Genomic DNA, 11,990 nt, shown 5'->3' on the forward strand with positions numbered 1-11,990 from the left:
GCGAGGAAACCGGCGGCGAACAGGTCGCCCGCTCCGGTCGTGTCGACCACCTGCGCGGCGGGCGCGGCGGTCACTTCGGCGCGCTCGCCACGGTCGACTGCGAGCGCCCCGTCCGCGCCGCGCGTGATCACCAACGTTCCGACCTTCGGCGACAGCGCACCGATACACTCGTCGATGGTGCCGCAGCCTGTCAGGTGGCGCATCTCGTGCTCGTTGCCGAACAGAACATCGACCAGCCCCGCGTCGATCATGCCGAGCACGCCGTCGCGACGGTCGCCGATGCACAGGCTCTCGGACAGCGTGAAGGCGACCGTCCGACCCGCCGCCTCGGCGATTCGCGCCGCCTCGAGCATCGCCGCGCGCGGCAGCTCGGGACCCCACAGATAGCCTTCGAGGAAGGTGACGGAAGCCGATCGGATCAGCGCCGGATCGAGCGCGGCGGTCGTCAGCTCGTGGCTCGCCGCGGGGCAGGTGTTCATCGTTCGTTGGCCGTCGGGAGTCACCAGGATCAGGCAGCGCCCGGTCGGGGGCGGCGCCTCGAGCGGCGGCGTGTCGAACCGGATCCCGAGCGCCAGCATGTCGTGCGCGAAAATCGCGCCGAGCTGGTCGTCGGCGACCTGCCCGACGAACGCGACATTGAGCCCGAGCGCAGCGGCGCCCGCCATGCTGTTCGCCGCCGAGCCGCCGCTGATCTCGCGCGCCGGACCCATCGCCGCGTAAAGCGCCTCGGCCTCATCGGCCGTCAACAGCTGCATCCCGCCCTTGGGAAGCCCGTGCGCTTGGAGGAACGAATCGTCGCAGGTCGCGATCACGTCGACGATCGCGTCGCCGATCGCGACGATGTCCAGCGGGCGGGAGGTCATATTGCGCGTGCGCTAGCCGCCGCTTTCGATTCCGGTCAACGGCGGCTAGGCGTCGCCCATGGATTCCGAAACCCGCAGCAGCGCCATCCCGCTTTCGCTCTTCGCCTTCGCCCTCTTCTACGGCGGGATGGTCTGCATTGCCGGCGTGCTCGGCAACAAGCAGGTAGCGCTTGGGCCGCTGGCGGTCGAATCGGGAATTTTCGCCTTTCTGCTGCTGGTCGTGACGTCGAGCGCGGTCGCCGAGCTTCACGGCCGCTCGGTCGCGAATCGGCTTGTGCTCATCGGCTTCGTGCCGCTGCTCGTGTCGCTGTTCCTCAGCCTGTTCGTGTTGGCTCTCCCGGCCTCGCCGGACATGGACCCGCAGCGCCTGTCCGCCTTCGAGACGATCATGGGCGGGACGCCGCGGATCTGGATCGGCGGGATCCTCGCTTACGGCGTCTCGACCTTCCTCAACGTCACGATTTTCAGCCGGCTCAAGAGCAGCGAAGGGTCGCGCCTTCTGTGGTTCCGATCCGCCGTCGCGAGCGTGCTCAGCCAGATCGTCGACACCTGCATCTTCATCACCATCGCCTTCTACGGCGTGTTCCCGATCGCCGAGCTGCTGCTCGGCCAGATGCTGGCGAAGGTCGTGCTCTCGGCGGTTCTGGTGCCGCCGCTGGTGTACCTGTTCGTGGCGCTCGGGCGACGGCTGGACGAGGCCCGCTAACCTTCGACAGTGGCATTTCTGCAACGCCCGAGAGAATCCTAATAAGGCCATTTCCGACCCGCTGACTCTGTCTTAAACCCTCGTCAGCCGCTTGCCGGTCCACCAAAAGATTCGCGTTTTCGGGGGGTTCTTTTCCGTGAAGAAATTCGTGTTGCTGTGCACCTGCGCAGCCATTTCCGTTCCGCTTGCCTCAGCCGTCGTGGGCACCACCGCCGCCGAGGCGCAGCAGATCACCACCTCGATCCAGGGGCGGGTGACCAACGAATCGGGGGCCGCGCTCCCCAATGCGACGGTGACCGTCACCGACGCGCGAACGGGCGCGACTCAGACGATCACCACCGACTCGCAGGGCTATTTCGCGGCGCCGAACCTGACCACGGGCGGTCCATATTCGGTCACCGCCGTCGCCGGCGGCTTCCAGGGCCAGACGGTCAACGACATCAACACGACGCTCCAGGGTCCGACCCAGCTGACCTTCGCTCTGTCGCCGGCGCAGGCAGCCTCCGCCGAGGAAGCGATCGTCATCACCGCGGCGCGCGCACGCGTCACCCAACTCGAGGTCGGACCGGGAACGTCCTTCACCGCCGAGGTCATGGAGAACGCGCCCTCGTTCAACCGCGACGTCCGCGACATCATCCGCATGGATCCGCGCGTCAGCCTCGACCGCGAGGACGCCGCCACCGGGGGCTCGGGCCAGGACCGCATTTCCTGCCTTGGCGGCAACGACCGGTTCAACACCTTCACCGTCGACGGCATTCCGCAGAGCGACATCTACGGCCTCAACGACACGGGCTTCTCCTCGCGCAGCTCGACTCCGGTTCCCTATGACGCGGTGCGCGAGACGCAGATCCAGTTCGCGCCGTTCGACGTCGAATATGGCGGCTTCACCGGTTGCGCGATCAACGTCGTCACCAAGTCCGGCAGCAACCGCTTCCACGGCAGTGGCTTCTTTGAATTCTCGAACAACGGTCTTCGCGGCAATACGGTCGACGGCAAGCCCGTCGGCCCGATCGAGCCCGAACGGCGCTGGGGCGTGACCTTCGGCGGACCGATCCTCAGGGACCGCCTGTTCTTCTTCGGCGGCTATGAGCACCAGCAGGGCGGCGCGTCGCAGGACGAAGGCCCCGTCGGCGGCAACTACCCGAATGAGATGCCGGGCATCACGGTCGACCAGTTCAACGCTGTCTCGCAGGTCCTGCAGGACGTGTACGGCATCGACACCGGGCCGCTGGTCACCAGCCGGCCGTTCTTCAATGACCGTTATTTCGGCCGCGTCGACTGGCACATCACCGACCGCCACCGCGTCGAGGCGACGTACCAGCGCCTCGACGAAGCGACCATGCGCAGCGATGACTTCTTCACCGGCTCGTCGCCACAGGTCACCGGCGCCAACACTTTCTATCTCAGCGGCACGCACTCGAAATATTATTCCGGCCGTTTTTACTCCAACTGGACGGATCAGTTCTCGACCGAGCTGCGCTTCTCTCACGCCAACATCATCGACGCGCAGGATCCCGTCGGCGGCGGCGAAGCCCAGTCGGACAATCCGATCCCGCGCATCATCGTCGGCGTCGACAACCCGCCGCTCGGCACCAGCCCGATCGGCCAGGACGTTCCCGATGCGACGGTCCTTGCGGGTCCCGGCACATCGCGCTCGGCCAACGACCTCAAGACCAAGGTCGACATCGGCAAGTTCGTCGCCAACTACGACGCCGGCAACCACAAGCTCAAACTCGGCGGCGAGTTCAATCGCGCGGACATCTTCAACCTGTTCGTGCAGAACGCGACGGGCACGCTGGTCTTCCGCAACATTGCCGACCTCGAGGCCGGGATTCTGTCGCCCGGTTCGACCGGGACGACGGACACCCGGCCGTTCAACGTGGTGCCGGGCAATACCGTCGGCGCGTTCGGCAACTTCTCGCGCACCGGTGACGTCAACGACGCCGCTGCGGCATTCAAGCGCACGATCTGGACCGTCTACGGCCAGGACGACTGGAGAGTGAACGACCAGCTGAGCTTCGTCCTTGGCCTCAGGGCGGACATCTTCTCTGGTGGTCATCCGGATGCCAACCCAAACTTCGCGGTGCGTTACGGTTTTGAAAACACGACAGGCTTCAGCGATCTCGATCCCGTCATTCTCCCGCGTCTCGGCTTCACCTACAATTTGAATGACATGGGCTGGCTGACGCACGGTAAGCTCCAGGGCGGCCTCGGCGTGTTTTCGGGCGGCGATCCGCTGGTTTGGTTCGGCAACGCGTTCCAGAACAACGGCTTCGGCTTTGCCGAGGGCACTTCCAATTCATCGAGCTGCCCGGACACGATCGACGTTGTGGCGAACGGACAGTTCACCGGTGTCCCGGAGTGCTTCCGCCAAGAGGGCATCGACAAGGCCGGGAAGGGCCTTGGCGACACACAGTCGATCGATCCGTCGATCAAGACCCCGACCGTGTGGCGTGCCAACATCGGCTATCAGACGAGGTTCGAATTCAACCCCAGCGCGTTCGGACGCGGCTGGCAGCTGAACCTCGACTACATCTTCAGCCACTACAAGGATCCGTTCGGCCTCGTCGACCTTTCGCAGACGCCGGACATCCGAAAGGGCGTCAACGGCTTCACCGTCGACGGGCGCCCGATCTATGCCGCGATCGATCCGACCGTGGCCGGCTGTGATGCCGAGCTGGCGTCGGCCGGTGCGCCGCCGGTGTGGCAGAACGTCACTGCCGCCTGCTTCGGCACGTCGCGTGACGACGAGCTGATGCTCACCAACACCAAGGGTTACAACACCCACGTCTTCTCGGCGATCCTGTCGAAGAACTTCGACGGGGGCATCTTCACGCCCGGCGGCTCAAGCTATTTCACGCTCGGCTATGCCTTCACCGCGGCGAACGACCGCCGGAACATGTTCAACTCCACCGCCGGTTCGAACTTCGACCTGACGGCCGCGGTCGATCGCCAGAACCCGGGCGTCAGCCGCAGCTTCTACGCGAGCCGCCACAACATCAGCTTCAGCGGCAACTTCCGCGAGCGGTTCTTCGGCGACCTGGCGACGTCGCTCGGCTTCACCTTCGTTTCGCGCGCGGGCCGGCCTTACAGCCTGACGTTCAGCGGCGGCGGCGTGTTCAACGACAGCGTGTCGGGCAACGACAACGCTTTGGTCTACATCCCCACGGGCGTGGACGATCCGAACATCTCGCCGCTGTCGAACATGACGGCGGTGCAGCAGCTGTCGGCTTATGCCCGCGGTCTGAGCTGCGCGAAGGGATATGTCGGCAAGACGATCAAGCGGAACAGCTGCGAGAACGACTGGTACAACGACCTAGACCTGCGCATCGCGCAAGAGCTGCCGGGGCCGGGAAGCTGGTTCGGTTCGCCGCTCGGCGTCCACGACAAGATCACCGTCTATGCGATGTTCGACAACTTCTTCAATTTCCTGAACGACAAGTGGAACGTGCAGCACCGCCGCAACTTCGCCGGACTGCAGGACGTCGCCTCGCTCTCCAGCGTCAAGGTGGATGGCGTGACCTACAATGGCGTCGACGCGCAGGGCCGGTACATTATCGGCGGCTTCAACGGCGCCGACTCGATCGCCGCCGACAATTTCGTCAACGTTTCGGGGTCGGTCTGGAGGATCAAGGTCGGCATCAGCTACGACTTCTGATCGTCAGCCGAGGCAAACAACGAGGGCGCCCGCAGCAGTGCGGGCGCCCTTGCTTGTGCGGTCACCGCGGGCACCGGCAATGTGCCCGCGGTGACCAGCTTGCGTCGGGCGAAGGGGACTCGGCCTGACACAAGTTTTCTTTCAACGCCGCCCTATTCGTACCGCAGCGCATGGATCGGATTGGCGCGCGCGACCTTCACCGCGTGCCCGACCACGGTCGCGATGGCGATGCCAAGCGCGATCGCGCCGGCGGCGAGGAACGGAACGGGCGTCAGCGGAATTCGCTGGTCGAACCCGTTCAGCCAATCGCGCATCAGCCACCAGGCGATCGGCCAGGCGATCACGTTTGCGATGATCACCGGGCGGCTGAACTGCCACACCAGCAGCCGCACGATGTCCCGCGTCCGGGCGCCCAGCACCTTGCGGATGCCGATCTCCTTGGTCCGGCGCTGCGCGGTGAACGCCGCGAGTCCGAACAGGCCGAGGCAGCCGATGATGACCGCGAGCAGTGAGAAGGCGGCGAATATCTGCGCGCGCGCGTCCTCCTTCTTGTACAGCTCGCCGACGATGTCCTCGCTGAATTTCGCGTTGAATGGGACGTCGCTGGTGATCTGCTTCCATTGGCGCTCCACTGCAGCCTTGATGGTCGCGGGATCGCCTTGATAGCGAATCATCATCCAGCCGGGGCCGGCCCGGACCTTCCGGAACATGATCGGCTCGATCGGCGTGCGCACGGAGCGGAAGCGGGAATCCCCGACGACTCCGATGATCGTGATGTTCACCAGCCCATAATCCTCGCCGATGAGCTCGCTCTTCACGACTTTGCCGATCGCGTCCTGCGGTGAGGCGAAGCCGAGCTTCCTGGCTGCATATTGGTTGACGACGACATTTACGCCGCGCTGGGCGATCGCCTTTTCGACCGCTTTGTCCTGCGGATAAGGGATCGTCATGTCGTCCGCCGGCCGATTGGCGTCGAACCAGCGCCCGGCGACGAGCTTGATCCCCATCGCGTCGAGATAGCCTTCGCCGACGTTATACTGGCCGATGAGAACTTGCCGGTTGCCGCCGGGCGGGATGATGTTCTGGTTGCTCTGGTTGGTGGTCGCCACGCCCAGATCGGTTAGGGCGACCGCCTGGACGCCCGGGATGCGCTCCATCTGGTTTACGATCGCCTCGGACTTCGGCCACAGTTGGGCGCGCCCCATTTCCTCGACTTGCAGAATGTGGTCGCGCTTGTAGCCGGGGTCGACATTTCGGGCGTAAACAGTCTGCCCATAGATCACGGCAGTGCAGATAATGAGGCCGATCGAGACGGCGAACTGAAGCACGACGAGCGCCGTCCGCAGTCGTCCCGATCCCGGCGTTTCCGCGGCCGAGCGATTAGCCTTGAGCACCTGCGCCGGCTGGAACCGCGACAGGAAGAACGCCGGATAAAGCCCGCTGACGATCCCCACGATCAGGGTCAAAGCGATTGCCGGAAGCAGGATGCCGCCGCTTCCGAAATAGTTGAGCGCGAGGTCCGCATCCAGGAACGCGGCGAACGGCTTCACCAGCAGCTCGACGAGCGCGAGCGCGATCAGCATCGCGACCGCCGATATCAGGATCGACTCCGCGACGAACTGCACGATCAGCTGCTTGCGCGTCGCGCCCAGCACCTTGCGAAGCGCGACTTCACGCGCACGTTGACTGGCGCGAGCGGTGGCGAGGTTGGTGAAATTCACGACCGCCATGCCAAGGATCAGGAGCGCAATGATCGCAAAGGTCGCGATCGTCCGGCTGTCGTTGCCTGGCGTCATTGACGCGTCCTGAGCCTTGCCGAGGTGGACGTCCTGCAGGTTGACGAAATTCCAGTCCTGCTCGTCGCCGGCATTGTAGCGGATGTTGCCGTTGGGCTCGTCGGGGATGTTGCGCTTCTCCCACGCCGGCAATTGCGCCTGCATGGCCGCGACATCGGCGCCCGGCTTGAGTTTGAGGAATACGTAGCCCGACTGGCAGCCCCAGCATGTGAGGAAGTCCGGCGCATCCGAGAAGAACGAGTTGAAGTCGATGCGCAGGATTGCGTCCGCCTTTAGGCTCGAATTTTTCGGGATGTTTTTGAGCACGCCCGCGATTTTGAAATCCATGTTGAGGCCGTGCGAGATGATGCTGAGCGTGCGCCCGACCACCTTGTCGGTGCCAAAGCGCTTGATCGCCTCCTCCTGGGTGATCACCGCGGTCTGCGGCGCGGTGAGCGTGCCGCCGGCGAGCAGCGGCAGGTTGACGACCTTCAGGAAATCATCGTCGGCAAATAGCCACCCCTTCGTCGAGCTCGCCTGGCCGTCCTTGATGAAGACCGGACCGTTATCGAACACGTAGACTCCCCCGACGACCTGCGGGAAATCCTTCTTCACCCGATCCTTGGTGACGTAGGCTGCCATCTGGAGGAGCGCGGGATTGCCTTCGTCCGGATGCGGGTACCAGGCTTGGAATTCGTAGGTGTTCGCGACGTCGGGGAGCCATTTGTCGTAGCTCTGTTCGTAGCGGATGTAGAGCAGGATCATCACGCAGGCGGCCATGCCGATGGCGAGGCCGGCGATGTTGATGATCGAGTAAGTGCGGTTCTTCGCAAGCGCCCGGACGGCGACCGTCCAATAGTTCCGCCACATGGTGACTGTCCTCTCCAAAGACGTGGGCTCCCGATGGTTCAGGCCGAGGAAGTCAGGCCGCCCGGCGGCGTTCCTGAAGGATCTTGCCGTCGAGCATGTTCACGACTCTGCTCGCGAAATCGGCATGCGCCGGCGAGTGGGTCACCATGACGATGGTCGAGCCTTCCTGGTTGAGCTGGCGGAGCATGCGCATGACTTCCTCTCCGTGCGCGGTGTCGAGGTTCCCGGTCGGCTCGTCGGCGAGGATCAACTTGGGCTCTCCGACCAGCGCCCGGGCGACGGCCACGCGCTGCTGCTGGCCGCCCGAAAGCTGCGTTGGGCGATGCTTGGCGCGGTGCGCGATGCCGACCTTGTCGAGCACGCGATCTACGCGCTCCCGCCGCTGCGACGACCCGTGGTTATGGTAGAGCAGGGCGAGCTCGACATTCTCGCGCACCGTCAGCTCGTCGACCAGGTTGAAGCTCTGGAAGATGAACCCGATGTTGCTTTTCCGGGTGTCGGCGAGTTGGCCTTCTGAGAGGCCGGCTACCTCCTGCCCATTGAACACATAGGAACCGGCGGTTGGGCTATCGAGCATGCCCATGACGTTGAGCAAGGTCGATTTGCCGCAGCCCGAGGGGCCCATGATGGCGACGAACTCGCCGTCGGCAATGTCGAGGTCGACGTCGTCGAGCGCCGTCGTTTCGACGGTATCGGTACGGTAGGTCTTCGTCAGGCCGGTCATCGTAAGCACAGTCGCTTCCTTTCTCAGTCCCCGGAGCTGAAGTTCAGATGGTCCTTGTCGGTCAGTCCGCCGTACGACGAGGTAATCACGCGCTCGCCCGGTTCGAGGCCGCCGAGGACCTCGATGAAGTCGGTGTTGCGGCGGCCCAGCTGGACCTGGCGCCGAGTCGCGCTGTTGCCGCCCTTGTCGACGACGAACACCCACGCCCCGCCGGTGTCGTTGAAAAAGGCGCCGTTGGGGATCAGCAGCGCCTTGGCCGAATCGCCGACCGTCAGCTTGGCCTGGATCGTCTGCCCGCGCTGCATCGATGCGGGCTCCGGCCCGTCGAACAGAAGATCGATTTGGAATTGGCCGTTGCGGACCTGCGGATAAACCTTTGCGACCTTGAGCTTGTATGTCTTGCCGTCGATGTCGGCGGTCGCGGTCTGGCCGAGCGCCACGCGGCCGAGATAATATTCGTCGACGTCGGCCTGCAGCTTGTCGCCGCCGGCGCTGTCGATCTGCCCGATCCGCTCGCCCTGCTGGAGCGACTGGCCGAGCTGGATGTCAAAACCGCTCAGCTGGCCGGCCACCGGCGCGCGGATGTTGAGCTGCCCTAGGCTGCTCTGGGCGACGCCCATGCTGCTGTTGAGCGACGAGGCGGCAATTCGAAGCTGCCTGAGCTGGCTGGTCTGCATCGCTTCGGTCTGGGCGATGGTCCGCTTGAGGATCTCGAGCCGGCTCGTCTGGTAATGGAGGTCGTCCCTGGCGTCGTTGAACGTCTTGGACGAGACGAAGCCCTTTTCAGCGAGCGGCTTGTAGAGGTCATATTGCCGCCGCGCCTTGGCGAGGTCGGTTTGCGCCTGGTTGAGATCGCGCAGGTTGGCGCTGCGCGTATTGGCGAGCGCCAGCTCCTGGCTGCGCATGTTGTTGAGTTGCTGCTCGACCTCGGCCTGCTTTTCGAGCGTCGAGAGCTGGAGTTCGGCGTTGGACAGGACGGCGAGAAGCTGGCCCTGCGACACCTGAGCTCCGTCCTCCACGAGCTTCTTCTGGACCTGCCCGCCCTCGACGGCGTCGAGATAGACGGTGAGCAGCGGCGTGACCCGCGCCCGCACCGGAAGGAAATCGTCGAACGTGCCCGACTGCGCCTGCGAGATCGTCAGCCTGTCGCGCGCGATCGTCATCGAATCGGCTCGCGGCGCAAACAACCAGAAGATCGTGAGCAGCAGCAGCGCCGCCGCAGCCGCGCCGGCGATGACGATCCGTCGATCGAGCCGCTTGCGCACGACGACTTTGTCCATCGCACCGCCGCTGACCGGTTCGGAGCGCTCGCCGCGGCGCAATTCGACGAGGCTCATTGTCCGGCTCCGAACAGCAATTGTCCGGAAACGGACGGCCGCGGCGCCTCCCCGCAGGAGTCCGACCCTCGACCCCGCCCTCCGCAAACACGCTTCATGACCCTTATCGCTGCAAAGCGCGTGCCAATCGTCGCGAAGCGACTCGACGAACGGGACTGTTCGTTTCCGGACAGCTGCGCTACAGAAGTAGCGTGGCTGATCTGTTCAACCTCGCGGTCGTTGTCGACGACGATCCCGACATCACGCTCGCAGCGCGCCTCGCGCTTCGCGACATGTTCGAGCGAGTCGAAACTTTGGGTTCCCCGGCCGAGCTGCTGCCGCTGCTTAAGCGCGAGACGCCCGACGCGATCCTGCTCGATCTCAATTTCGAACGGGCTCGGACCGATGGCCGCGAAGGCCTGGATTTTCTCGGCAGGATCATGGACATCGACCCGGACGCGGCAGTGGTGATCATCACTGCGCACGGCGGGGTCTCGATCGCGGTCGAGGCGATCAAGGCCGGCGCCAGCGACTTCGTCGCCAAACCGTGGAGCAACGAGCGCCTGGAAGCGACGGTTCGCAGCGCCGCGACGCTGCGCCGGAGCAGGGTCGACGCGCGGATCGAGCGCGGCCGTGCGTCCGAGCTAGCGCACGCGCCGGAAACCCCATTGCTCGGCAATTCGCCGGCGATGGCCCGCGTGCAAAAGCTGATCGAGCGCGCCGCCCCGACCGACGCCAACGTGCTGATTGTCGGCGAGAACGGCACCGGCAAGGAGATTGTCGCGCGCGAAATTCATCGCCTTTCGCGCCGCGCCGAGAAGCCGATGGTCTCCATCGACCTCGGCGCCACCAGCGAGACCTTGTTCGAATCCGAGCTGTTCGGGCACGTCAAAGGCTCGTTCACCGGCGCCGCCGGAGAACGCATCGGCCGGCTCAAGGCCGCCGACCGGAGCACGCTCTTCCTCGACGAGATCGGCAACCTGCCGCTCCACCTCCAGCCCAAGCTCCTCACCGCGCTCGAGCAGCGCCAGGTGGTGCCGGTCGGCGCCAACAAGCCGATCGCAATAGATGTGCGCGTCATCGCCGCCACCAATGTCTCCCCCGAGCAGCTGTCGGACGAGACGCGGTTCCGTCAGGACCTTCTGTTCCGCCTCAACACGATCGAAATAGAGCTGCCGCCATTGCGCCATCGCCGCGACGACATTCCGGTGCTGCTCGATCACTATCTGCGTCTCTACGAGCGCAAGTACGACAGGCCCGAGCGCCAGCTGCCCCTCGCGGTACTCGAGGTGCTGATGACGAACGATTGGCCGGGCAATGTCCGCGCTCTGCGGCATGCTGCGGAGCGCGCCGTGATCATGGCGGAAGGCGACCGCTACCGGGCAGACGATTTCCCGTTGGCGAGCAGTACTCAGGCGCGTGCGGTAGGTGCCACGAGCGAGACGCTGAACCTCGAACAGCTTGAGAAACAGATGATCGAGCGCGCGCTGCGGATGCACCATTTCAACATTTCGCTGGCTGCGGGCGAGCTCGGGCTCAGCCGCGGCGCGCTCTACCGGCGCATGGAGAAGCATGGACTTTAGGCGCAAGTTCGAATTCGGCCTGGCTTGGCGCACCGTCGTCCTGGTCGGCGCGATCCTGCTTGTCTCCAAGGCGATCGCGACGCCCGGAGTCCGCGCGGGGCTCGTTATCGCGATCCTGATCGCGCTGCTCGCGCTGGCGAGCCTGTGGAGCTTCATCCGGCGCACCAATTTCCTGGTGTCGCGGTTCATCGAATCGGTGCGCTTCGAGGATTATTCGCAGCGCTTCTCCGACCCGAGCGGCGGTGGCTTCGACGTGCTCGGCGATACGCTCGACCAAGCGCTGAAGACCCTGCAGGCGCGTCACGCCGAAGAGAGCGCGGAGGTGCGCTACCTGTCCGCGATCGTCGACGACGCGCCGAGCGCGCTGTTCGCGGTGGCGGACGGGCGCGTCGAAGGGCTCAACAAGGCCGCCCGCCAGTTGTTCGCCCGGCAGCCGCTCCATCGAGTGTCCGACCTCGAGCTGCTGGGGCCGGAGCTCGCCGCGGCCGCACGGCT

General features: G+C 64.9%; 7 protein-coding genes and 1 pseudogene. 4 read left to right on the top strand and 4 right to left on the bottom strand.

Features of this window, described 5'->3' with window-relative positions; all coding sequences use genetic code 11:
• Positions 1 to 863 (bottom strand): adenosine kinase (locus tag GH737_RS09245; RefSeq protein ID WP_155264546.1); only part of this gene is annotated, 863 nt, incomplete at its 3' end.
• 58 nt (positions 864 to 921) lie between these two features.
• Between GH737_RS09245 and GH737_RS09250 the strand changes: the two genes are divergently transcribed.
• Both GH737_RS09250 and GH737_RS09255 read left to right on the top strand, forming a co-directional pair.
• A complete protein-coding gene (locus GH737_RS09250) occupies positions 922 to 1,569 on the top strand; it encodes a queuosine precursor transporter (RefSeq protein WP_155264547.1) in 648 nt (215 codons plus the stop codon).
• Positions 1,570 to 1,705: 136 nt separating this feature from the next.
• A complete protein-coding gene (locus GH737_RS09255; protein ID WP_230558725.1) occupies positions 1,706 to 5,227 on the top strand; it encodes a TonB-dependent receptor in 3,522 nt (1,173 codons plus the stop codon).
• A 152-nt stretch (positions 5,228 to 5,379) separates the two neighbouring features.
• On the opposite strand, the gene GH737_RS09260 is transcribed toward GH737_RS09255, so the two are convergent.
• From GH737_RS09260 to GH737_RS09270, 3 genes are read right to left on the bottom strand one after another with little or no spacing between them, the layout of a single operon-like run.
• Complete coding sequence (locus GH737_RS09260; protein ID WP_155264548.1) at positions 5,380 to 7,872, bottom strand: ABC transporter permease; 2,493 nt, start codon at positions 7,870 to 7,872, stop codon at positions 5,380 to 5,382.
• A gap of 52 nt (positions 7,873 to 7,924) precedes the next feature.
• A complete protein-coding gene (locus GH737_RS09265; RefSeq protein WP_420853438.1) occupies positions 7,925 to 8,596 on the bottom strand; it encodes an ABC transporter ATP-binding protein in 672 nt (223 codons plus the stop codon).
• 23 nt (positions 8,597 to 8,619) lie between these two features.
• Entirely contained in the window at positions 8,620 to 9,933 is a 1,314-nt protein-coding gene (locus GH737_RS09270) for an efflux RND transporter periplasmic adaptor subunit (RefSeq protein ID WP_155264550.1), read from the bottom strand.
• A gap of 191 nt (positions 9,934 to 10,124) precedes the next feature.
• Here GH737_RS09270 and GH737_RS09275 point away from each other — a divergent pair, with 191 nt between their 5' ends.
• On the top strand, positions 10,125 to 11,495 hold the full coding sequence (locus GH737_RS09275) for a sigma-54-dependent transcriptional regulator (RefSeq protein WP_230558726.1): 1,371 nt from the start codon (positions 10,125 to 10,127) through the stop codon (positions 11,493 to 11,495).
• A pseudogene (locus GH737_RS09280) lies at positions 11,485 to 11,990 on the top strand (sensor histidine kinase); the annotation flags it as partial. The gene GH737_RS09275 and the pseudogene GH737_RS09280, both read left to right, overlap by 11 nt.

The organism is Sphingomonas segetis (assembly GCF_009720245.1).
Taxonomy (GTDB): domain Bacteria; phylum Pseudomonadota; class Alphaproteobacteria; order Sphingomonadales; family Sphingomonadaceae; genus Sphingomicrobium; species Sphingomicrobium segetis.